This window comes from Sediminibacterium goheungense (assembly GCF_004361915.1).
In the GTDB taxonomy this organism is placed as follows: Bacteria; Bacteroidota; Bacteroidia; order Chitinophagales; family Chitinophagaceae; genus Sediminibacterium; species Sediminibacterium goheungense.
On record NZ_SNWP01000011.1, the window covers coordinates 1,084,298 to 1,108,249 of the forward strand.

21 protein-coding genes and 1 riboswitch are annotated in these 23,952 nt (G+C 41.0%); of the genes, 6 read left to right on the top strand and 15 right to left on the bottom strand.

The features are described from left to right. Nucleotides 1-12: 12 nt before the first annotated feature. From BC659_RS12380 to BC659_RS12395, 4 genes are all read right to left on the bottom strand, one after another. A complete protein-coding gene (locus BC659_RS12380) occupies nucleotides 13-1,278 on the bottom strand; it encodes an alkaline phosphatase family protein (RefSeq protein WP_133475067.1) in 1,266 nt (421 codons plus the stop codon). A 47-nt stretch (nucleotides 1,279-1,325) separates the two neighbouring features. After that, a complete protein-coding gene (locus BC659_RS12385) occupies nucleotides 1,326-1,949 on the bottom strand; it encodes a phosphatase PAP2 family protein (protein WP_133475068.1) in 624 nt (207 codons plus the stop codon). Nucleotides 1,950-2,011: 62 nt separating this feature from the next. Then, nucleotides 2,012-3,268, bottom strand: coding sequence for a homoserine dehydrogenase (locus tag BC659_RS12390; protein ID WP_133475069.1), 1,257 nt, complete (start codon nucleotides 3,266-3,268; stop codon nucleotides 2,012-2,014). Nucleotides 3,269-3,274: 6 nt separating this feature from the next. After that, entirely contained in the window at nucleotides 3,275-4,459 is a 1,185-nt protein-coding gene (locus tag BC659_RS12395; protein ID WP_133475070.1) for a trans-sulfuration enzyme family protein, read from the bottom strand. 186 nt (nucleotides 4,460-4,645) lie between these two features. Then, nucleotides 4,646-4,762, bottom strand: a riboswitch (SAM riboswitch). 187 nt (nucleotides 4,763-4,949) lie between these two features. Here BC659_RS12395 and uvrA point away from each other — a divergent pair. Continuing rightward, nucleotides 4,950-7,832, top strand: coding sequence for an excinuclease ABC subunit UvrA (gene uvrA / locus BC659_RS12400; protein WP_133475071.1), 2,883 nt, complete (start codon nucleotides 4,950-4,952; stop codon nucleotides 7,830-7,832). A gap of 49 nt (nucleotides 7,833-7,881) precedes the next feature. On the opposite strand, the gene BC659_RS12405 is transcribed toward uvrA, so the two are convergent. Then, nucleotides 7,882-8,328 carry a GNAT family N-acetyltransferase gene (locus tag BC659_RS12405; RefSeq protein ID WP_133475072.1) on the bottom strand — a complete coding sequence of 149 codons (447 nt, stop codon included), beginning with the start codon at nucleotides 8,326-8,328 and terminating at the stop codon, nucleotides 7,882-7,884. 101 nt (nucleotides 8,329-8,429) lie between these two features. Between BC659_RS12405 and BC659_RS12410 the strand changes: the two genes are divergently transcribed. After that, a complete protein-coding gene (locus BC659_RS12410) occupies nucleotides 8,430-9,896 on the top strand; it encodes an NAD(P)/FAD-dependent oxidoreductase (RefSeq protein WP_133475073.1) in 1,467 nt (488 codons plus the stop codon). Nucleotides 9,897-9,962: 66 nt separating this feature from the next. On the opposite strand, the gene BC659_RS12415 is transcribed toward BC659_RS12410, so the two are convergent. The 6 genes from BC659_RS12415 to BC659_RS12440 form a co-directional block, all read right to left on the bottom strand. After that, nucleotides 9,963-11,324, bottom strand: coding sequence for a M28 family metallopeptidase (locus BC659_RS12415; protein WP_133475074.1), 1,362 nt, complete (start codon nucleotides 11,322-11,324; stop codon nucleotides 9,963-9,965). Nucleotides 11,325-11,478: 154 nt separating this feature from the next. Further along, nucleotides 11,479-12,759 carry a replication-associated recombination protein A gene (locus tag BC659_RS12420; RefSeq protein WP_133475075.1) on the bottom strand — a complete coding sequence of 427 codons (1,281 nt, stop codon included), beginning with the start codon at nucleotides 12,757-12,759 and terminating at the stop codon, nucleotides 11,479-11,481. Between the two features lie 28 nt (nucleotides 12,760-12,787). Next, nucleotides 12,788-13,309, bottom strand: a complete 522-nt coding sequence (locus tag BC659_RS12425) for a hypothetical protein (RefSeq protein WP_133475076.1) — start codon at nucleotides 13,307-13,309, stop codon at nucleotides 12,788-12,790. 5 nt (nucleotides 13,310-13,314) lie between these two features. After that, nucleotides 13,315-14,253 carry a transglutaminase family protein gene (locus tag BC659_RS12430; protein WP_133475077.1) on the bottom strand — a complete coding sequence of 313 codons (939 nt, stop codon included), beginning with the start codon at nucleotides 14,251-14,253 and terminating at the stop codon, nucleotides 13,315-13,317. Nucleotides 14,254-14,263: 10 nt separating this feature from the next. Next, entirely contained in the window at nucleotides 14,264-15,205 is a 942-nt protein-coding gene (locus BC659_RS12435; protein WP_133475078.1) for an alpha-E domain-containing protein, read from the bottom strand. A gap of 36 nt (nucleotides 15,206-15,241) precedes the next feature. Beyond that, nucleotides 15,242-16,702, bottom strand: a complete 1,461-nt coding sequence (locus BC659_RS12440; protein WP_133475079.1) for a circularly permuted type 2 ATP-grasp protein — start codon at nucleotides 16,700-16,702, stop codon at nucleotides 15,242-15,244. A 151-nt stretch (nucleotides 16,703-16,853) separates the two neighbouring features. Between BC659_RS12440 and BC659_RS12445 the strand changes: the two genes are divergently transcribed. Next, nucleotides 16,854-17,186, top strand: coding sequence for a PadR family transcriptional regulator (locus BC659_RS12445; protein ID WP_133475080.1), 333 nt, complete (start codon nucleotides 16,854-16,856; stop codon nucleotides 17,184-17,186). A gap of 2 nt (nucleotides 17,187-17,188) precedes the next feature. Then, nucleotides 17,189-17,887, top strand: a complete 699-nt coding sequence (locus BC659_RS12450) for a hypothetical protein (protein ID WP_133475081.1) — start codon at nucleotides 17,189-17,191, stop codon at nucleotides 17,885-17,887. A gap of 66 nt (nucleotides 17,888-17,953) precedes the next feature. Here BC659_RS12450 and aspS read toward each other — a convergent pair whose 3' ends face one another. Beyond that, the gene (gene aspS, locus BC659_RS12455; protein ID WP_133475082.1) at nucleotides 17,954-19,783 is read right to left on the bottom strand and encodes an aspartate--tRNA ligase; all 1,830 of its coding nucleotides are present in this window, start codon (nucleotides 19,781-19,783) and stop codon (nucleotides 17,954-17,956) included. A gap of 180 nt (nucleotides 19,784-19,963) precedes the next feature. Here aspS and BC659_RS12460 point away from each other — a divergent pair, with 180 nt between their 5' ends. Together BC659_RS12460 and BC659_RS12465 are read left to right on the top strand one after the other, a co-directional pair. Then, nucleotides 19,964-21,109, top strand: a complete 1,146-nt coding sequence (locus BC659_RS12460) for an MFS transporter (protein WP_133475083.1) — start codon at nucleotides 19,964-19,966, stop codon at nucleotides 21,107-21,109. Nucleotides 21,110-21,334: 225 nt separating this feature from the next. Then, on the top strand, nucleotides 21,335-21,781 hold the full coding sequence (locus BC659_RS12465; RefSeq protein ID WP_133475084.1) for a hypothetical protein: 447 nt from the start codon (nucleotides 21,335-21,337) through the stop codon (nucleotides 21,779-21,781). Nucleotides 21,782-21,866: 85 nt separating this feature from the next. Here the strand turns inward: BC659_RS12465 and BC659_RS16855 are convergent, their stop codons facing one another. The 3 genes from BC659_RS16855 to BC659_RS12475 form a co-directional block, all read right to left on the bottom strand. Further along, nucleotides 21,867-22,010 carry a hypothetical protein gene (locus tag BC659_RS16855; RefSeq protein ID WP_162847421.1) on the bottom strand — a complete coding sequence of 48 codons (144 nt, stop codon included), beginning with the start codon at nucleotides 22,008-22,010 and terminating at the stop codon, nucleotides 21,867-21,869. Nucleotides 22,011-22,427: 417 nt separating this feature from the next. Next, the gene (locus BC659_RS12470) at nucleotides 22,428-22,832 is read right to left on the bottom strand and encodes a hypothetical protein (protein ID WP_246027131.1); all 405 of its coding nucleotides are present in this window, start codon (nucleotides 22,830-22,832) and stop codon (nucleotides 22,428-22,430) included. Nucleotides 22,833-22,884: 52 nt separating this feature from the next. Beyond that, nucleotides 22,885-23,940, bottom strand: a complete 1,056-nt coding sequence (locus tag BC659_RS12475; RefSeq protein ID WP_133475085.1) for an NAD(P)/FAD-dependent oxidoreductase — start codon at nucleotides 23,938-23,940, stop codon at nucleotides 22,885-22,887. Nucleotides 23,941-23,952 lie beyond the last annotated feature (12 nt).

Genomic DNA, 23,952 nt, shown 5'->3' on the forward strand with positions numbered 1-23,952 from the left:
TCATTCCTTATTTTATTTTTCAGTTCGCAGAATACTTTTCAATACTTCTTTTTTACCATCTATTTTTGAAGGATCATAGGATAGGCCCAATATGGTTGCTATCATTGGATAGATATGAATGTTTTCAAATCCAGCAATCTTTATATCTTCCTTAAATGCAGGCCCCCATGCCTGAAAGCTTGCACGCATATCGGGTATGGAAGGATCGTAACCGTGTTTGCCCGGACTGGTAGGTCTTCCTGTTTTGCTGAATATTTTTGGCAGCTTTGCCAGTAGAATAATATCTCCAATACGATTAAAACGATCATCGTCAGAGCGATAATGAAATTTTTCAGGCATTTCATCTTTCAGGTATACGTCGAAATCAATCGCTTCCTTTTTTAACTGCTGGTAGGTAGCTGGTATTGCTGATTTATCTTTAGCATATAATTGGACAACGGCACTTCCTCCGTTATGTGAAAATTGGGTCAGGTCAATAGATGAAGGATAGGGTATAGTGTGTTCATAGTCAACTTTTGCCATACCATGATCAGCTACGAAAACAAAATTCACAGGTAATCCTGATGCTTCCGCTATTGCATTTAATTTGCCTATACTTTCATCTACAAACTTAACAGCTGATGCTGTTTCCTTGCTGTCCGGACCAAAATCATGCGCTGCATGATCTACTTCCGGGAAATAAAAGCTGATAAAATGAGGTTTTTTTTCTTCAGGTAAGCCGAGCCATTGTTTAACCTTTTCAATGCGGTCGTCTATGCTGATTTTCTCATTGTAGAAATAATGATAGGTAGGGGGGAGATTTTGGATAGGTGATTCAGAAGCTACCCAATAAAAACTGGCTGCAACCATCTGTTGCTGTTCGGCCAAAACCCATAAAGGTGTACCTCCGTACCAGTATGGATCGGCGACCATGCTTTTATCGGACATCGAGTAGTTTTGTTTTCTTGACAGATCCCAAAAGCTATTGTCAATCAGGCCATGATGCGCCGGATACAAACCTGTTACTATCGTATAATGATTTGGGAAGGTTAATGAGGGGAAAGAGGGCGACATATATGCTGCAGTAGCCCCTTTTTTTCTGAGTTGCAATAAATTCACAGCCTGATATTTCTCCGCAAAATCATGTCTGAATCCGTCGGCTGAAATGAGTATTACATAAGGTTTCTGCAGCTGGGCAGAACTATTCTTTCTACCTGGCATAATCTGTTCAGTAGTATCCTGTGCAAAAACGACTGTACCGAATAGAAGCGACAGTAAGGAAAGTATCATTTTTCTCATGATCGGTGATTATGCTGTAAAACTAAAATATAGTAAGGTGATTCGTATTAGTGGGATATGATATTACTGTCAATTTTCCTCCATTTATTTTGCAGGTAAACTGAAAGAAAGATGGTGATAGATGCTGCCAGGATGCCTCCGGACAGGTCAATAGGAAAATGCTGGGCCAGGTATACTCTTGAGTAGGCAGCAAGTAGCGCATATACAAGACCTGTATATAGCATCCATTTTTTATTGATGAAGAAGCAAGCCAAAAAAAACAGGGTAAATGCTGTGGTAGTATGACCTGAAGGGAAGCTATTCATCGTGTGCAGTTCAACACCTGGAACGGTGTGAATAATCGAATGGTCGGTAATGGCCAAGGAAGGGCGTGGAAGACCCTTGAAAAAAATATTTTTACTGAGTTGGGCAATCAGTGTTGATATGATGATGGATGAGAAAGCCAGTATCCAGTATTTTCTTCTTGCAATAAGTATGAGGATAGTTACGGGTACCCATACCATACCGTCACCTGCGTATGTCCAATACCGGAAAAATTGATCAGCGAAATTGCCGAGATCGGTATTCAGCCATAAAAAAGCGTTTTCCTTTCCAGCCCATAGCGAATATCCAAATAACCCGGCACCCAGTAGTAAACTGATGAGTAGTGCTGTTTGTAGATTTTTGGGCATATGATGCTTTGTAAGGTTCACAAAGCGAAGAAAAGGAAAACGCCGCTAAACTGCAATTCTGTTTATGCAACCCCTGCTAACTCAAGACTTTTTTTCTTGAGTTTTATGATATCGAGGTTGTCAATAACCGGATCATTGGTTAAGATGAGCGAAGTGTTGTTTTCTTTCCACCATGCTGATTCTGAGAGTTTACTTACATGTAAAACGCCTACCAGGTATTTTCTTTCAGCTTCAGCATGCCATTCCTCAATCCATTCGAACTCTTCTCTGGGAATATACTTCCAATCATCAAAGCTGATATACACTTTAAGGTAGAAATCGTTTGTGAGTGTGTGCGGCTTATGATGGTAAAGCTTTTTATATTCGTATTTGTAATTGTATCGAAGGGCAGCAATATCACTCAGTACAGCAGAAGCAGTTGGAAAACTGCCGGCCCCTTTTCCATAAAAAAATTGTTTGTCAGCAAAACCACTTTCGATGACCACTCCATTGTATTCATTTTTTACAAATGACAATGGCTCATCCTGTTTTACGAATTGCGGCAGCACAAAAGCTGCTACTTGTCCATTTTTTAATTTTTTAGCCTGGGCAATCAATTTTATATCAAGGTTTTTTTCTTTGGCTACCAATGCGTCACTCAGTTGTATATTCTGAATACCGCTAAATAGTAGTTCTTCTGGTTTTGTAATAATACCATAGGCATGGTTTAACAGAATTACCCATTTGTTAAGTGCATCATATCCTTCTACATCTAATTTTGGGTTGCTCTCGGCAAAACCCAACTGCTGAGCGAGCAAGAGTGCAGATTGAAAATCCAGTTTATCCTCAAACATTTTGGTAAGGATAAAATTGGTAGAACCATTAACAATTGCTTTAATAGAGTGGAGGAGGTCGTTGTCATAGTATTCTTCAAGGTTCCTGATGACGGGTATAGAAGCGCAGGCAGAAGATTCATACAGAAATGACTGACCTGTTTGCTCCTGTATTTGTAGTAATTCAGGTAAATGTTCGGCAATCATCTTTTTGCTTGCACTTACTACTGCTTTCCCGTTAAGCAATGCAGTAGAAACGATTTCAAAAGCTGCATTGGCATCATCAATAACTTCTACAATAACATTGATTTCAGGGTCGTTCAGCAAAACCTGCCTGTCTGTAGTAAAGAGATCTGCGGGGGCATCTCTTTTTTTATCTGCATTTCTGATACATACTTTTTTTATGCCGGCTTTTAAAGAAGGTGTTTGTTGTAATACTTTATATAAACCTTCGCCTACTACACCAAAGCCAAATAATCCAATCGTTAACTGTTTGTGTGCTTCCATGTTTGTTTATACTGTCTTAGTTGTTGAATATTGAGTTGTTTTTTTTGTATGAACCCTTTGAAAGGTATCAGATAGGTCTTTAATCAGGTCTTCTGTTTCTTCAAGACCAATTGATAATCGGATCAGGCTGTCAGAAACACCCGCCGCTCTTCTTTTCTCAGCAGGAATAGATTTGTGGGTCATATTAGCCGGGTGTGATATCAGACTTTTAATGCCCCCCAGACTTTCAGCCAGTTTGAATAAACCGGTTGAGGTAACGAAGTTGATTGCGGCTTCTTCAGTATCATCTTTAAGTGAAAAAGAAACGATGCCACCAAAATTTTTCGCCTGTTTTTTTGCAATCAAATGATTGGGGTGTGAAGAAAGACCCGGGTAATATACTTTGTCAACTTGCGGATGGGATTCAAGAAATTCAGCCACTGCCTGAGCGCTGCTGCAATGCTGGCGAATACGTAAGTGAAGTGTTTCAATACCACGAATAACCAGCCAGCTATCGAATGGTCCCAGAATTGCACCGCATGCATTTTGTAAATATTTTAAGCGGGCTCCTATCTCTTTATCTTTTGCCACTACAATACCCGCAATCAGGTCACTATGTCCGCCCAGGTATTTGGTGGCACTATGAATTACAATATCAGCTCCCAGCGAAAGAGGTTGTTGTAGGGCGGGTGTTGCAAAAGTATTATCCACGCAAAGTAAACAGGCATTGGCCTTGGCAATTTTAGCAATGGCCGCTATATCTGAAATTTTCAAAGTTGGATTGGTAGGTGTTTCCAGCCAGATCAGTTTGGTGTTGGGGGTAATGGCATCCACTATATTGGCTACATCAGAAGTGTCTACATAATGTACTTTAATGCCAAACTGTTCATATACATTATTAAATAAACGGTAAGCACCGCCATAAATATCATCTACGGCCACGATTTCATCACCTGTTTTCAATAGCTTAATTACATTGTCGATCGCAGCAAGTCCGCTGGCAAATGCTAGGCCGACTTCTCCATTTTCCAACCCGGCAATTAATTTTTCAAGTGTTGCGCGGGTAGGGTTTCCGCTGCGGGCATAGTCATAACCTTTGTTTACCCCCGGCGCTTCCTGTACAAAAGTGGAGGTCTGGTAAATGGGTACAGCAATGGCACCGGTTAACGGGTCAACAGGAATGCTGTGAATCAGTTGTGTTGCGTTGCTCATGTTAAACATTTTGGTGCTCTCAAAAAGAAAGCCAATGATGAATCTTGGTAATCAGTGTTTTTTAGCAACAACAAATCCTGAAGGAGAGCAGACTTACCGGAAGAGCATAAAAAAAGCTCATCCGGTAAGTCAGATGAGCTTGAAATATGTAGAACGGTGTACCGTTGTGGAATCAAACTTTACTCTGACTTATCTCTTCCCGCCTGAAGCGGGATCGGATTTGGCACCTTCGTACCGCTGAGTAAACGATATGGGTTGCCAAGGCATCATCGGGCCAATTCCCTCTGCCTTTCTTGATAAGTTGTTGTTTAAAGAACTGATACAAAAGTAGGGTGCAATCACTGAGATTACCAAATTTCGGAAAAAAATAAATTTGTTAATTACATAGAATCCTTATTGACAAAGGATTGTAGCTGATAAAAAAAAATCCTAACAGATGTTCGGATGCAACAAAATCGCTCGCAGGATGTTCTTATCTTTACGTATCGCTATGGCAAAAAAAACAGTAAAGGATACCAAAGAAAACCTTCAGCAATCCTGGGATGAGCAAATTTCTGTATTCGGGGCACGTGAACACAATCTGAAAAATATAGATATCAGTATTCCCAAAAACAAACTGGTAGTGTTTACAGGTGTGAGTGGAAGCGGAAAATCATCTCTTGCATTTGACACTATTTATAATGAAGGGCAACGTAGGTATATGGAAAGTTTTAGTGCCTATGCCCGTCAGTTTATGGGTGATATGGAACGCCCTGATGTAGATAAAATTACCGGTCTTTCACCTGTGATTTCAATAGAACAAAAAACAACCAATAAAAATCCCCGCTCAACAGTAGGTACTGTTACAGAAGTGTATGACTTCATGCGTCTCCTCTTTGCAAGAATCGGAGAAGCTTATAGTTATAATACAGGTAGAAAAATGGTAAAGTTCAGTGAGGAAGAAATCGTTGATAATATTTTTCAGAAATACCGACAGAAGAAAATTACTTTACTGGCACCATTGATCAGAGGCAGGAAAGGACATTACAGAGAGTTGTTTGAAGATATCAGGAAGAAAGGTTTTCTGAAAGTAAGGGTTGATGGTGAGATCATAGACCTTACACCAAAACTTCAGGTAGACAGGTATAAGATACACGATATTGAAGTAGTCATCGATCGCTTACAGGTAACGGATGATATGCGGGTAAGGGTAAGTCAGAGTGTACAACAAACCCTTAAAATGGGAAAGGATCTGATGTTTCTGCTCGTGAATGATACCAGTAAAATCGTGCAGTATTCAAAACAGCTGATGTGCGATGAAACAGGTATCAGCTATGAAGAACCATCACCGAATGCTTTTTCCTTTAACTCGCCTTATGGAGCCTGCCCGGTTTGTAAGGGCCTAGGTAATGTATATTCTGTAAGTATGGAAGCTGTGATACCCGACAGATCCATCAGTATTAAGGAAGGAGGCATCGCTCCTTTGGGTGAACAAAGGGATGCTTATATGTTCCGCAATGTAGAAGCATTGGCTAAAAAAAATAAAATCAGTTTAGATAAACCTATCAGGGAACTTCCGGAGAAATCACTCAATATTTTATTGTATGGCAATGCAGATGGTATTACAGAAGAGACCATCGATATCGATGATGTAACACCCGGAATGCCGTACGAAGGTGTTTTTGAAGGTATTATTCCTATGTTGAAACGCTGGTTCACCGGAACAGGCAGTAGTGAAGCACTGCGTGAGTGGGTTGAACAGTTTATGGAACTAAAAATCTGTGGTGAATGTAAAGGAGCGAGGCTAAAAAAAGAAAGCCTGTGGTTTAAAGTAGATGAAAAAAATATTTCAGAACTCAGTAACCTGAACCTGGATAAATTACATGCATGGTTTGAAGGCATTGAAAAAAGACTCGATACCAAACAAAATGTAATTGCAAAAGATATCCTGAAAGAAATCAGGGAACGCTTACTCTTTTTGCTGGATGTAGGGTTAACATATCTGTCGCTCAACCGACCCTCCCGGACACTGAGTGGTGGAGAATCGCAGAGAATCAGGCTGGCAACGCAGATCGGTTCACAGTTACAGGGTATTACCTATATACTGGATGAACCTTCTATCGGCCTGCATCAGCGAGACAATCACCAGCTGATAAAAGCACTTCAAAACCTGCGCAATATCGGGAATACGGTGTTGGTGGTTGAACATGATAAAGATATTATGTTGGCAGCCGATCATCTGGTAGATATTGGGCCGAGAGCAGGTACTTATGGTGGTCAGATTGTAGCAGCCGGAACACCTTCTGAGGTATTAAAAAGTAATTCTGAAACCGCTCAATACCTGAATGGGAAGAAGCGTATTGAAATACCAGCAGAACGTAGAAAGGGAAATGGCAAGCTGCTTGAACTCAAAGGAGCAGCCGGTAACAACCTGAAGAATGTTAATGTGCAGTTTCCATTAGGAAAACTGATAGTGGTAAGTGGTGTAAGTGGGAGCGGTAAATCAACTTTAATCAATGAAACCCTCTATCCATTATTATCCAAGCATTGTTATAACAGCAGGGTAAGTCCGATGGAATTTAAAAGTATCAAAGGGCTTGAGCACATCGACAAAGTAATTGAAATTGATCAATCGCCCATTGGTAGAACACCCAGAAGCAATCCTGCTACCTATTGTGGTTTCTTTACTGAGATCCGGACATTGTTTGCATCTGTTCCAGAAGCCAAAATCAGGGGCTATAATGCTGGAAGATTTTCCTTCAATGTAAAAGGAGGTCGTTGTGATATGTGTGAAGGTGGGGGTATGCGGGTGATTGAGATGAATTTCTTACCTGATGTATATGTGCATTGTGAAAAATGCAATGGAAAAAGATACAATCGGGAAACCCTGGAAATCCGATACAAAGGAAAGTCTATAAGTGATGTATTGAACATGACAGTGGATGAGGCATGTGATTTTTTTCAACCTGTTCATTATCTGTACAGGAAAGTAAAAGTATTACAGGAAGTGGGGTTGGGTTATATTACGCTGGGGCAGTCTGCTGTAACATTAAGTGGTGGAGAGGCCCAGCGTGTAAAACTGGCTACAGAACTGGGAAAAAAAGACACAGGTAAAACTTTTTATATTCTTGATGAACCTACTACCGGGTTACATTTTCAGGATATACGTCATTTGCTTGATGTGTTGAATAAACTGGTAGACAGGGGTAACACGGTGTTGGTAATTGAACATAACCTTGATGTGATCAAAGTAGCCGATCATATTATTGATCTTGGGCCGGAAGGCGGCGATGGAGGAGGCATTATATTATTTGAGGGAACACCTGAAGAAATGATCAGCAACAAGAAAAGCCATACTGCCAGATTTGTGAAGGAGGAGTTAGCAGCGAAGTAAGTAAGCTACAAGCTTCAAGCCGCAAGTTTTCAAATCTTTACTTGCAGCTCTACTTGACCATTTCAATATGCGGAATATTGTCTTCGAGATACATGTCACTTACCTGTCCAAAGCCGAGTGATTCATAAAATTTTTGCAGGTATTGCTGTGCGCCTATCCGGATAGGTTGTTGCCCAAACAGTTGATAAGCGGTTTCAATGGCATTTTTCATCAATTCTTTGCCGGCACCTTTACCTCTGTAAGCGGGTGAGCTAACCACTCTTCCGATGGAAATTTCTTCAAAGGCAAGTCCGGCAGGTAATAAACGGCTATAAGCTACCAGTTTATCCTGATCCCAGCCCATCAGGTGCCATGACTGCTGATCTTTGCCGTCGGGATCGAGATAAGGACAATTCTGTTCCACTACAAAAACTTCGCTTCTCAGTTGCATAATGGCATATAATTCCTCAACAGTAAGGTTCTGGAAGCTTTTACAGTGCCATTTATATTGATTCATATAGTAATATATAGATGAAGTGGCAAAAATAGTGGTAGTACCATATTTATTTCACAACTTTGGCCCGCTGGTGAAAATATATTTCCCGGCCTTTCAGAAATATGAAAAAAAGAATTGCCATTATTGGTGCCGGTCCAGCCGGATTAACTGCAGCCTATTTGCTTGCTAAAGACGGACAGTCTGTAACTGTTTTTGAAAAAGACCCTCAATATGTGGGCGGGATTTCACGGACAGAGTCTTATAAAGGATTTCATTTCGATATTGGAGGACACCGTTTTTTTTCCAAATCAAAAGAAGTAGAAGATTTCTGGACAGAAATATTAGGGGATGAAATGCTCGAAAGACCCAGAAGTTCGCGTATTTATTATAATCATAAATTCTTTTCATATCCACTTGTAGCATTTGAGGCTTTGAATAAACTGGGTATCATTGAAAGTGGTCTTTGTGTATTGAGTTACCTGAAAGCAAAAGTGTTTCCGATTAAAAATCCTACCAATTTTGAAGACTGGGTAACCAATCAGTTTGGTAAAAGGCTCTTTAATATTTTCTTCAAAACATACACAGAAAAAGTATGGGGTATCCCCTGTAAAGAAATCAGCGCCGACTGGGCAGCACAACGTATTAAGGGTTTATCGTTGAGCAGTGCCATCTGGAATGCTTTGTTTAAGCCATCTAAAAAGGCAGGTGATAAGGATAAGGTGATTAAAACGCTGATTGATTCTTTCCGTTACCCTAAACAGGGTCCGGGTATGATGTGGGAAGTGTGTGCTGAAAAAGCCAAAGCCAATGGAATGACACTCGAAATGAATTGTGGTGTTCAGCAGATTGCATTAAAGGACGGTAAATGGAGTGTACAAACAAACCATAAAGGTAACTTCGGAGATTTCGATTATGTGCTTTCCTCTGCACCCATGCGGGAATTGGTTGCCAGTGTGGTGCCCGCTTTTCCGCAACCTGTATTGCATGCCGCTTCATCATTGGGCTACCGGGATTTCCTCACGGTAGTATTGATTTGCCGCGATGAAGACGCATTCAGTGATAACTGGATTTATATTCACGATCCCAGTGTAAAAGTAGGGAGGGTGCAGAATTTTAAATCATGGAGTCCCTATATGGTGCCTGATCCTGCTATGGCTTGTTATGGGCTTGAATATTTCTGTTTTGAAGGCGATGGCTTGTGGGCCAGCAGCGACGAAACTTTAATAGCACTTGGTAAAAAAGAAATAGAAAAAATTGGTCTCACAAAAGGCAGTGCTGTTGTGGATGGTTATGTGGTTCGTCAACCTAAAGCTTATCCTGTGTATGATCAGGATTATAAAGAGCATGTAGAAAATATTCGACAGGCCATTAAAGCCTATCCGGGTTTATATCTTGTTGGTAGAAATGGAATGCATAAATACAATAACCAGGATCATAGTATGATGACTGCTATGCTGGCTGCTCAGAATATTATTGCAGGTAAAGAAGTCTATGATTTATGGGAAGTGAATGAAGATGCGGAATACCATGAGGGTGGAAACCGCGGAGAAGAAAAGGTTGCAGGCAGAATGGTACCAGGAAAAGTATAAAAGAAATCAGCCACTGATTCACAGATTTCTCTAATCTGCGAATCGGTGGCTGATTATCATTCAGGTTTATCTACCAGGTACAGGAATTACAGGAAGGCTTTCATTGCCGGATTCGTTCACACTCTGTACAGCAAAGAAATAATTGTCTTTGGAATAAGGTAACTGGTAAGATTTTTCAGTAGTAAATATTTTCTTCTGCCAAACCGGGCTGGTGGTTTCCCGAATCAGTACATAATAACCTTTTATTTTCCCTGTTTTTGGCGCAGACCATGTAATCAGGCTGTAATTGCTTAAACGGCGTGTTTCAATTTTTACTTCTTCCGGCATTGCTGGCGCTTTTGAGAGATTGGCCAGATTGCTGAGGTTCATGGCAGTATTCTTACGGAGATATTCATAATCCATGAATTCAGGTAAATCGCCATATTGAATGCCATTTTCTACACGAACGTTTTGATGCTGGTGATAATAATTTTCATTCATTTCTGTAAAACGAACCGCAGCATACCCCTGCTCTATAAATGAAGTATGATCGCCACCGCGCAGGAAACGATCGTTTCTGTAAATCATGACTACTTCGAGGTTATCTACATAACGCTCTCCGATTTCTTTGGTATAACGTGCAAGCTGACGTGCTTTTCCATCATTCTCAAGACCCAACTGACGGATATTACGGATATTTTTTTCTGTTTCAAAAGCTGGAATGCCTTCACTGAATACACGAATGCGGGTATTGTCAATAATATTGGTTTCGCTGGTATTATTACTACCCATGATATCATTATTCAAAACGGCTTCAATATTCCAGCCTTCTTTTTTGGCTTTGGTTGCCATAAATTTTGCACCGAGTAAACCTTGTTCTTCTCCGCTTACTGCTACAAAGATGATAGTAGCAGGAAAGTTGCGCTGACTCATTATCCTTGCACATTCAATAACGGCTGCGGTACCACTACCATCATCATTGGCTCCCGGTGCATCGCCTATACGATCCATAACACTGGTCCGCATATTATCCAGGTGACCGCTGATGACAAAAATTCTTTTATCTGCCGTATCTGTGCCTTTTAAAATCGCCATTACGTTACCCAAAAGGATCGTACTATCTACTCTACCTCCCTGAATAGGCTGCAAAGTAGTTGTATCAATAAAGGCAGTGAGACGGCCATTTGACTTTCTGGCGAATTCATTGAATTTCTGTAAAACCCAGTTCCTAGCCGCACCAATACCTCTGTTGGGATCCGTTTGTGTACTCAGTGTGTTGCGGGTGCCGAAACTTACCAGCTTGTAGATATAGGCTTTCAGTGAATCGGCACTCACTTCTTTTACCATTTTCTCGATCTCAGCATCACGTTGAACGATGGTTTGTGCATGAGAATGAACTGCAAATAACAAGGCACCTGCGAAGAAGAATAATCGTAATAATTGTTTCATAAGAAAGAATTGGACAATAAATCTATGAATAACATAGCTTTCTACCGTTTGTTTATCGGATGAGTCGGTAAACAAAGAGATAGGAAGGGTGAATCCTTGTATGAATTCCTGAAGCTACCCTTATAAATAAAACAGGTACAGCGGTTATCCGGGATCAATAGTTGTATTTGTCTTTCCACCTTTCTTTGAGGAATTTCCGGAGTTCCAGTTCGCGGGCATTGTTACCAGGCTCATAGAATTTTGTGCCGGCAATTTTTTCCGGAAGGTATTCCTGGGGAATGAAATTACCTTCACCCATATGAGAATATTGGTATCCTTTACCATAATTCATATTCTTCATGAGTTGTGTAGGTGCGTTTCTGATATGCATTGGCACCGGTAAGTCGCCCTGTTTCTGCACTACAGCGATTGCCATATCAATGGCTACATAAGAAGCATTACTTTTGGGCGAGGAGGCCAGATAAGTAGCACATTGTGAAAGAATGATCCGGCTTTCGGGATAGCCAATTTTGTTTACGGCATCGAAACAAGCATTGGCCAGTAACAAGGCATTGGGATTTGCATTGCCCACGTCTTCACTGGCGAAAATAACCATCCTGCGGGCGATGAATTTTACATCTTCGCCACCTTCAATCATTCTTGCCAGCCAGTAAACAGCACCATTGGGATCACTGCCGCGCATACTTTTGATAAAGGCAGATATGATATCATAATGCTGCTCTCCCTGCTTATCGTAAAGTGCTACTTTTTTTTGTGCAATTTCCATTACCAGCACATCCGTAATAATAATGTCTTTGGTGTTGTTTTGTTTGAGGCTGGCTGTTTGTACCACCAGTTCAAAAAGGTTCAGTAGTTTACGGGCATCTCCGCCCGATATATTAATGAGTGCAGCAGTTTCCTGTAAATGGATATTGAAAGATGAAAGAAAACTATCTTTTTCGGTTACCTGTTGTAATAAACGAATCAGATCGGCATCCTGTAAGGCCTTTAAAACATATACCTGGCAACGGCTCAATAAGGCGCTGTTGACTTCAAATGATGGGTTTTCTGTGGTGGCGCCTATCAATGTAATAATCCCTTTTTCAACGGCACCAAGTAAAGCATCCTGCTGTCCTTTATTGAAACGATGGATCTCATCTATGAATAAAACGGATCCGGGTTTGTGTCTGGCTTCTTCAATCACTTCCCTCACGTCTTTTACGCCGCTGCTGATAGCACTCAGCTGGAAATAAGGGGCCTGTAAGCTATGTGCGATAATATTGGCAATGGTGGTTTTGCCAACACCTGGCGGTCCCCACAAAAGCATAGAGGGTATGCGCCCGTTTTCAATGGAGGTTCTTAAAATACTGCCCTTACCGGTCAGGTGTTCCTGACCAACAAGATCATCCAGTACAACCGGACGCATTCTTTCTGCTAAAGGAGCTGATGTATTCACGCAGGTAAAATACTAAAAAGCAAAGGAATTATGATGAATGATTGGATGGGATGGTAAAAAGATGACCAAACTTTTTTAGCATACCCAATGTAAGTATCACATGTGCAATCACTATAATACTGATAACAAGCATACAACCGGCAACTGTTTTCAACAATGAAATAATAAGATCGGGTCGCATTCCTTTCGGGAGGTTAGGTTGGGATTCAATCATTTGTGTTACTAAATCACTTAAAGCAACAGGCCCCAGTGATAAAATACCGATTGCATTGATAAAAAACATACCTCCTATTACAAGACTTACATAAGCATTTACCTTGATCCAATCTTTTAAGGAAGGCTTACAGCGTGCATTTCTCTCGATACCATTATTGAGAAATTTAAAACTTGTAAAAGTATAGATCACAATGCTCGCAAATAAAAATAACATCAGCCACATGGAAGGATTCATGAGTGCGGGTATCAATGTGAGCAATGTTATGAGCCCGAATAAAGCGCCAATGGGTAACATGATATAAGAGAGAACACGAAAAATCTTAAGAGAGCGCATACCTTTTATTGTTGTTGACCCGCAAATGTATCAATTAAAATGGCAGCAGCAGGTGTGTTTTGTCTTTCCATATGCACATCATTCAGTTCTTCAAATATGGCCCCATCTTCATAACCTACGGATACATATACTGACAATGATTGCTGGGCAGGGCCTTTGAATGTACCTTTTACAGGGCTGCAATCGGTAAAATCATGACCAACGGCCAGTTTTACGTGGTGTTGGGTAACCCCTACATTATTGGTTGGATCAACGCCTAACCAGCCATAGCCAGGCACATAAGCTTCAACCCAGGCATGGGTAGCTCCTTCGCCCCGCATGCCATTTTTATTGGGGCAAATATACCCACTCACATACCGAGCAGGAATTTCCATCCTTCTTAATATTTCTAACATTACATGGGCAAAATCCTGGCAAACACCTGCCTTTTTTTCCAGAATTTCATCCACACTGGATTCAATGGTGGTAATACCTTTTATATAAGTAAACTGCTGGTAAATAAATTCGCAACAATCTTTAATGATGATAGCTACCTGCTTATCCGGATGAAACAGTGCTTTGGCATAACGTTGTATTTCCACTTCTCTTTCAATTGGAGTGGCTGTACTGAGCGAAAGGAGTTGTATATCCTGTTCAACGGCAGGTAATAAACTGTCTGGTAAGCTACCTGGTAGCGCTTTTGTAACCCAGTCGGCAGTTCTGATCTTGAGTCTGCTGTCAATCACTAATTCCTGATGCGGGGCTAACAAATTGAAACTTCCTTTTTTGTTGTTCCAATAATCAAGTGAAATATAAACTTCAGGATTACCTGTTATTTTGATTTCATGTGATAGTATTTCCTGCTGTGCATCTGCGTACGGATATATTTTTATTTCGTTTACACTTTCTTTAACCGGTCGGTCGTATTGGTACTTTGTGATATGTTGTATACTGAATACAGGCATGAAAATTACTTTAGGAATAGGAAAAATACAATTGTCCGAATTGTCTGGTAAAATCATTTAAATGATGTCTTACCTGGTTCAAAAAAGTTTCTAATCCGGTTTCTGCTACGGCAGAAAGATCAGAATACCTTACGTAACTGTTGGTTCTGCCAAATGATCTTGTGATAGCAGCACTGCCTTCTACCGGATTTGAAAGGGCAATATCGGATAAATACTTATGTGCTCTTTCTAAACCATAATACAATGATCTTGGAAAATACCTGTCGAAAAGTACCTGTTTGGCAACATTGTAATTGTGTTGTTGATTGCTATAATGTTTCAGATGATGTTCATAACCTGATAATGCAAGAAGAAGGCTTCTCCAGAAAAGAATATCTTCTTCCTGATTGAGGTCGTAGTTTACTTTCTTGAAGAAATTATGGGTAAATTCAACGGTTAGCAAACACCTTTCTGTGTATTTACCGAGATTCATATAATTCCAGCCCTGCCCCCTGGGCATGGTACTATCAGTGATACCACAGAACTGGTCGCTTTGATTAATAAATGCATCAAGTACCAGAATAGCATCATTCCCTGATAGTTTCTCTACAGTTGAAGGATGGTTGATCAAATGATAAATCAGGTTAACTTGTTCCCATACTTCTTTGGTAATCTGATCCTGTACCCCTCTGGCATTCTCCCTTGCCCTGGTAAGTATTACCTTCAGTGAATTCTGATTCTGGGTATCCAGTAATAAATATTTCAGTGCTGCTGCGTTATTTTTTTTAAGAATATTAATTTCGTCGGGAGGTAAAGTGGTAAATATTTCCAATGCGGGCTGCCATGTAATACCACTGGCCTGTACTTTGTCAAATGAAAGTATATAACTGGTCTTCAGCAGGCGTAAGAGACCATCCGCTCTTTCCATGTATCGTTGAAACCAGTATAGTGAGTCTGCAATTCTACTTAGCATATAATACGTTCAGTTTAAAATCGTAAACATTATTGATCAGTCATTTTCAGGGAGGTCGATTACCCATGTATCTTTACTACCACCACCCTGAGAAGAATTTACAACCAAAGAGCCTTCCCGGAGTGCTACTCTTGTAAGCCCTCCCGGAACAATATCAATGCCGTTAGGAGAGCAGAGTGCATAAGGGCGTAGATCAACATGTCTGGCCTGTAATTTTCCGTCGATCAGGCAAGGTACTGTTGATAGCTGTATGATCGGTTGAGCAATAAAATTTCTCGGATTCAACAGTATAGCAGCTTTTGCTCTTTCCAGTTCTTCGTGAGATGCTTTATTACCCATCACCATACCATAGCCACCTGATTGATTGGTTTCTTTGATTACCATTTTTTCCATATTGACAAAAGCATATTCCCGTTCTTCTTCATTTTTCATCTGGTAGGTGGGTACATTGGGTATAATAGGTTCTTCATTCAGGTAATAACGGATCATGGCGGGTACATAGGCATAAACCGCTTTATCATCTGCCACGCCATTACCGAGTGCATTTACAATGGTAACATTTCCTTTTCTGTACGCACTCATTAAACCGGGCACACCCAATGCGCTATCGGCCCTGAAAACGAGTGGATCTAAGTATTCATCATCGATTCTCCTATAAATTACATCTACCTGTCTTAATCCGCCCGTAGTTTTCATATACACTTTATGATTGTCTACCAGCAGGTCTCTTCCTTCTACCAGCTGAATACCCATTTGACGGGCAAGGAAAGTATGTTCGAAATACGCAGAGTTGTATACACCGGGTGTAAGTAATACAACAGTGGGGTGATCTACTTTCCGCTGCGACATCGCAACAAGATTATCGTGCAGTAAAAGCGGGTAATTATTGATCATGCGTACGTTACTGTTGGCAAGCAGATCCGGGAAAAGCCTTTTGGTAACTTCCCTGTTTTCGAGCATATACGATACACCTGAAGGCGTGCGGAGATTATCTTCCAGTATGTAAAAAGCACCATCTGCCCCTCTGATCAGATCAATACCTGCAATGTGTACATAAATATCATGTGGTACGTCGATGCCAAAAACTTCACGGGTAAAGTGAGGACAGGAGGCAATTAATGCTGCAGGAATGATGCCATCTTTCAGTATCTGTTGTTCATGATAGATGTCTTTCAGGAATAAATTCAGAGCCTTTAATCGCTGTTTGATCCCTGTTTCAATCTGCTCCCATTCTTTGCTGGTGATTACCCGGGGAATAATATCGTAAGGGAAAATCCGCTCAATACCTTCGTTCTCACTATAAACGGTAAACGTAATACCCTGACTCATAAAAAGCTCAGCGGCCAGTTTGTCTTTCTGTAAGAGTTCAGGGATACTTAAATTATAAATTTCATGGCAAACGGAATGGTAAGGGAGCCTTACTTTATCGGCTTCTTTCATCTCATCCCATGAGCCGTAACGGGTAACATAATCTTTAAAAAGCGAATCTCCTTGCATAGGCAGTTGGTTGTATGGTCAGGTACAAACAAAAAAGTTGCTGCTCACCGTGGTGAGGTAGCAACCTGTTACAATATACTGAAAGTCACCCTAATAAAAAAACAGGATACCTAAGATAATTAGGTATCCTGTTTTTTATTATCTTTATAGTATGCAGAAGTCGGCTTTGTATAAAGGATGTCTGGAGCCCATTATTCTTCAGTTGCTAAAGGATAACGGTCGTATGTATGGCTATCAGATTACCCAGAAAGCGCGTGAATTAACCAGGGGACATCTCGATATTACAGAAGGGGCCTTATACCCGCTTTTACACAGATTGGAAGAAGCAGGGATACTGGAAACAGAAATTGAATCGGCCGGTAACCGTATGCGTAAGTATTATTCATTAACGAAAGCTGGTAAGAAACAATCTGTACAATCATTTCAGGAGTTGCAATCTTTTATTGATCATCTTTCATTGATTTTTCAACCCAAAACAGCTTAGTTATGTTGACGGATGAACAGATTCAGGAGCTCTATGCCTATTGTAAAAGAAAGAATATTCTTTATTATGATATACAGGTAGAAATCGTAGATCATATGGCGAATGCCATTGAGGAAAAAATGCAAGCTGATACATCCCTTGGTTTTAAGCAGGCATTGGAGCAGGTTCATTTCTCTTTCGGCAGCTTTGGATTGCGTGATATTGTTTCATCCAAAACAGCCGCTATGCGTAAGAAATACGGACGTATACAAAGACGCCTTTTTTACGCATATTTTACTTTCCCCAAAATTTTGCTGGCTATAATGTTACTCCTTGGTGTAATAACTGTTGATCGCTTTTTACCCGAACCTTTTTTAGCCGGAACAGTCATTTTTATAGCAATCATTGCGCTTATTCAACTCATTCGTGTTGAAAGGGAAAGATCGGTTTTTCGGAAAAGCTATCAGAAAAAATTACTGATGACTGACCGGCAATTTTTCGATTTTAGTTTTTATTATCTGATGGTGATTCTTCAGATAGTAACAGGTTTATTCAAAAATCCACTTGATTCATGGGTAGGTAAAGAACTTAGGGGAGATATTGAACTTTATGGGTTAACTGTGATTCTTATTCTTTATATCATCAATTCTCTGGTAAAATTGGCCATGCTGCAAGATGTACATAAGGAGGCAAGAGATAAATATCCGGCTGCATTTGCCTGATAAAGTAAGCCACAGATACACAGATTATTTTCTAATCTGTGTATCTGTGGCTTAGATAAGTATGTCTTAGTTTTTTAGATCCAGCTTAATCTGCAACTCGTCAAACTGCTGCTGATCAATAGTGCTTGGCGCATCTAACATAACATCTCTTCCACTGTTGTTTTTGGGGAAGGCGATAAAATCACGGATACTTTCGCTACCACCCAATATAGCACAAAGCCTATCGAATCCATAAGCGATACCTCCATGTGGTGGTGCCCCATATTCAAAAGCACCCAGTAAGAAACCAAATTTGTGTTGTGCCTCTTCTTCACTCATGCCGAGAGCGGCAAACATTTTCTCCTGCAACTCACGCTGGTAAATACGGATTGAACCTCCGCCAATTTCATTACCATTCAATACCATATCATAGGCATTGGCTTTGATATTGGAATAAGGATGTTCCAGGTATTTTTCCGCATTTTCAATCACGGGATTATTATTGATCATCGTGTCTATCTGATCGGGTTTGGGCGATGTAAACGGATGGTGACGCGCTACCCATCTGTTACCCTCTTCATCATATTCAAACAATGGGAAATCCAATACCCATAATAATTTAAACTCATCATCTTTTCTCAGTCCCAATCTTCTTCCCATTTCAAGACGGAGTTCACTTGTTGCTTTTCTGGTTCTTTCTTCTCTGCCTGCTAAAATCAGTACAAGGTCACCTGCCTTGGCACCTGCAGCATCGGCAATGGCTTTGAGTTTATCTTCTGAATAAAACTTATCAACGCTGCTCTTATAAGTGCCGTCGGTATTGCATTTAATGTATACCAGTCCCTGCATACCGATCTGCGGACGCTTTACCCACTCAGTGAGTTCATCAGTTTGCTTGCGTGTATATTCACTGCAACCGGGTGCTGCAATAGCGAGTACGGTTTCAGCATTATCAAACACGCCAAAACCCGCACCGTTAATCAGTTCGCCAGTAGCATGTATTTTGCCGCCTTTCAGGAAAGCTGATTTCAGGTTGGCAATCTGCATGCCAAAGCGGATATCCGGTTTATCGTTGCCGTAGATCCACATGGCGTCTTCCCAGCTCATGCGTTCTACTTTTTCGGAATAGTCAATATTTTTTACATCCTTGAAAATGCGTTTCACCATGCCTTCAAACATATTCAGGATATCTTCCTGCTCTACAAATGCCATTTCACAGTCGATCTGTGTAAACTCCGGCTGACGATCGGCACGCAGGTCCTCATCGCGGAAACATTTTACAACCTGATAATATCGGTCGTATCCACTTACCATCAGTAACTGCTTGAAAGTTTGTGGCGATTGTGGTAAGGCATAAAACTGTCCCGGGTTCATTCGTGAAGGAACAACGAAATCTCTGGCTCCTTCCGGTGTAGATTTAATCAGGAAGGGGGTTTCTATGTCCATGAAATGATTTTCATGTAAATAGTTACGCGCTGATCTGTTAACAGCATAACGCAGTTCGAGATTTTTGCGGATAGCATTTCTGCGCAGGTCGAGAAAACGATATTTCATACGGAGGTCATCACCGCCATCTGTATCATCCTGGATAGTGAAAGGTGGAACCGCAGATTTATTGAGTATGGTAAAACTGCTGATATGAATTTCAATATCGCCTGTGGGTATGTTTGGATTTTTATTACTTCTCTCTGCAACAGTACCTATGGCCTGTAATACAAATTCACGACCCAGTGGCTGTGCATCTAATGCAGTATTTAATTCTTCACCAAATAATAATTGTGTAATACCATAACGGTCACGCAGGTCAACGAAAGTAATGGCACCGAATTTACGAACGGTTTGTACCCAGCCGGCCAGGGTTACATTTTTACCGGCATCACTGGCCCTTAATTCTCCACAAGTGTGTGTACGGAACATACGAAATCTTTGATTTTTTGATTTTTGATCTCTGATTTGAAAAATCTGTTGTAGGGCATCTGTTTTCAGCTCATTGAAACAGAATAGCTCACTGAATCAGGGTGCGAATATACTCTAAAAGCTTCAAGCATCTGAAGGGGCGGGGCTTGAAAAGCTGGCAATTTATCCCATCTTTGTGTTATGCAGGCAACCAAATCACCAAAGGCCCATCGGTTAGCGGTGGCAGTTTTCTTTTTTATGGCTGGTTTATGCTTTGCCAGTTGGGCAAGCCGGATTCCCGATATCAAATTAAAGCTTGGCTTGAGTGATGCCGGACTGGGTGCTGTTTTATTCGCACTACCTATTGGGTTGATGCTAAGCCTGCCACTTTCTGGCTGGGCAGTTACCCGCTTCAGCAGTAAAACCATGGTAACCATTGCAGCCGTGGGCTATCCTTTAATGCTGGTATTGATCGGAACAGTAAGTGCCACCTGGCAATTGGCAGCTGTCTTATTCTGTTTTGGTGTTTTTGGTAATCTTTATAATATTTCAGCCAATACACAGGCAGTAGGTGTTGAATCATTGTACCAACGGTCTGTTATGGCCACATTTCATGGTATCTGGAGTCTGGCCGGATTTTCAGGTGCCGCCATCGGAACCTTTCTGATAGCCCAGGGTATTGAACCCCTGCATCATTTTTTGCTGATCTGTATTGTATCTCTGGTAGTGGTTTTACTGGCACAGGGCTATATACTTCCCAATGATAAACAACCTGAACAAAAGCAACCCTTATTTGCCAAACCCGATGCTGCCATTCTGAAACTCGGGTTAATTGCTTTTGGATGTCTGGTTTGCGAAGGTACCATGTTCGACTGGAGTGGTGTATACTTTCAGAAGGTAGTGGGAGCTCCTAAAGAAATGGTGACACTGGGATATACCGTTTTTATGGCTACTATGGCCACAGGTAGGTTTTTAGGCGACAGGCTGGTAACACGTTTCGGCATACAGAGAATGTTACAGATAAGTGGAATTATTATCAGCAGCGGTCTGGCAGTAGCCGTTCTGTTCCCAACAATCGAATTGGCTACGGCAGGATTCTTTCTGGTAGGGCTTGGCGTATCATCTGTTGTACCGTTGGTATATAGTGCAGCGGGTAAATCAAAAACCATGTCGCCTGGTGTAGCACTGGCAGCAGTGTCTACCATTGGTTTCCTGGGTTTTTTAATCGGGCCGCCACTCATTGGCTTTATCGCTGAATTATCAGGATTGCGCTGGTCATTCACCATAATTGCCATCATCGGTTTTTCTACTACCATTATGGCTACGCTTATGAAATGGGAAAGATGATTTTTACCTCCCGTCTTCTTATTCTCCCTGCTAAAAAAGCTTTATAAAATAGTGCTTCACTAATTTTTTAACCGTTACTAACAGGAAGAAAGGGAGAAAGGAAATTTAGGAGGAGACGTTAAATAAAATCTAAAAGCATCTGAAATAGCATACAAAACAATTTTTGGTAAAAGAATTGGATTACAAAAGGAGTAACTCAGTTCTTAACCCTGAAAATGACATTGTATGAAAAGATGGTTACTCTTTACCACACTTATTATTTTTCTTTCTTCCTGCACAAAAGGAGTGATAGATGTTACGCCGAGATCTGTTTCCGGAACATGGGTGGTGGCTGATGCATCGCGCAGCGATGGGTTTGGCTGGCAATATTTCCGCTCAGGTCTGGAAAATGGTGTTTTTGATTTTTACAGAGATGGCAGTGCGGAATACGATGATGGCTATAACCTGATGAGGGGTTCATGGCGCATTGTTACGGTGATCGGTGGTTATTACGATCAGTACGGTAATTATTATGATCGTTCACACGATGTATGGGAAGTGAACGTCTACGATCGATCTACCCGTGCATCAGTAGATATGTATTTTGATGATATCGCTGTTTATAGTAACAGGATTGTAGCCACGAATTATGATGGACGTTTTATCAACCGTTATACATTCAGGCGATTATAATCATCTGTGCATCTGTGGCTAATTCTTTGCCACAGATGCACAGATGATTTTTAGGGAGGAATGGGATGCATTGTTTTTTTCACTTTTATTTTCTCACAGCATGGATAACTGATGCTGAAATGATACCCTTTTTAAGGGATAATGAACGTTGTTTTCTGGGTTGTTTAGGGTTGCCAAGAAAGAGTAACAATAAAGCCGTTCCGGCAATCGCCACTACAAATGGTTTCATGTTAAGTTATGGTTGTGTTGTTGTTTGAAAATGGGTATACGAATTCCCTTACCGTCGCCGACGGCACCATTGGGTACTGAGAAAAGGGTATAAGCCGATAGCTGCAGCTAATGCTTACATCACATTCATCAATGTTCTTTTCCGGAAATGGTGAACGGGAAAATTTAGCGTATATGAACTTCTGGTGGTTTCACGCGCTGACGAAAACGGGCGAACAGAAATTCAATGTGGTGGTTCATATTACATGGGAGCGAGGCTCCGTTTACTTTGAAGACATAAAGGTATAAGAGCGGAAAACACCACCATATAAAAACAGGGATAAGCGGGACTTGCGCCACTACAAACGGTAAAGTACCTGTGATGAACGGTAAAATAAGTGCGTCGGCGGCAAAATAGCTTGTTCAGCGGGAGTATTTGCTACATGGTTTCATTTTCTTCCTTATGCTTAGGCCGCCAGATCAGGTAGTAAAAAGCCAGTACCAGCACACCGATACCAAAAGGAATTAATGCCAGGTGCTTGTAAGTGTATTCGCCCCACACAATTTTTTCATCGAAGCCTAGAAATTCACTGATCATCCAGTAAGAGTTGGCACTGATCCATACGGCAATGGCAATATTGTGGCACAACTCAGACATCATTTTTCGTGTGCGCCAACTGATTAATAAAGCAATACTTAAAGTGGGTACAATCATGGTAATGCCGAGTATTTTAAAACCCAGACACCAGGCGATATCTTTAAATAGCCAGAAAACAATATGCAGGTTTTCCATTTTTCTGTATTGCAACGGAATGCTGTAGTGCTGTTTGGTAGGGTTTGACATGTAGCAATAGTGGTAAGTGACGAATAACTGCAATATTAATTTTTTTCAGTACTCAGCGGCTCAAAATTCTGCTGAATCGTTGAACATCTGCTGCAGGCATAATGGGTTCTTTGTGAATAAGAGATGTCGCAAACTGTTTTGCAAAAAATGGTGCCAGTGAACAACCCTTGGTTCCCATTCCATTCAATAAACCAATGCTGCTATGAACAGGATGCATACCCGCAAAAGGCCTTCTCTCCATATTGGCTGGTCGTTCAGCTGCAATATGATCCACAATGGTAAAAGGTAATTTCAGCCAGTGTGCCAGTTGGGTCTCTACTTTTTTTCTGAAATCAGGGGAAGGATTTAGATCTGTAAAATCCCATTCATAGGTAGAGCCGATCCACCATAAGTCTTTTTTCCATGGAACAAGGTTGATGCCTTGTTTATAAATATTTGTGGCAGGCAGGTCCTTTATTTCAGCAATGATGGCCTGCCCTTTATTGGGAGCGTAGGGCAATAGCTGAAAATAAGGATTATGAAAGCCTGCCGCTCCTTCACAACAAATAATAGCCGATGCATGAATACCTGCATAGTTTACACCGTTATCGCTCACAGAACAATCCTTCCATTCAAATTTCTGTTCAAGCAGTGCATGGTTCTCTTGTAAAACTTTACGCCAATTGTCTATCAGTGTATGTAAGTCGATAAGCCAGCAGGGGTTGATTTCACCCACGCCAAAATCAAAATGAAAATATTCGCTAAGCGCAGCTGTATTTTCAGGAACACGTAAATATTCTTTTTCTTCCGGTAAGCGATCCTTAAAAGCCAGCATCATCTGCGGAGTAGGGTGGAAGTCGAGAATATTAGATTGCCTTATCAGCGAAACACCCAATTCTTTTTCCAACGAACGATATTCATTCACCGCAAAAGGCATGATGGTATCAATTTCCCAGGTACGTACAATTCTCCTGCCGGTAACAGGATTGATCACACCACTAGCTACTTTGGAAGCGGTATAAGGTTTTGCTTCATCTAACACCAGTACTGTCTTACCGGCACGCATCAGGTTCCAGCTTAACATGGTTCCGCAAATACCCTGGCCGATAATGAGATAGTCGATGGTCATGATGTCAGATGT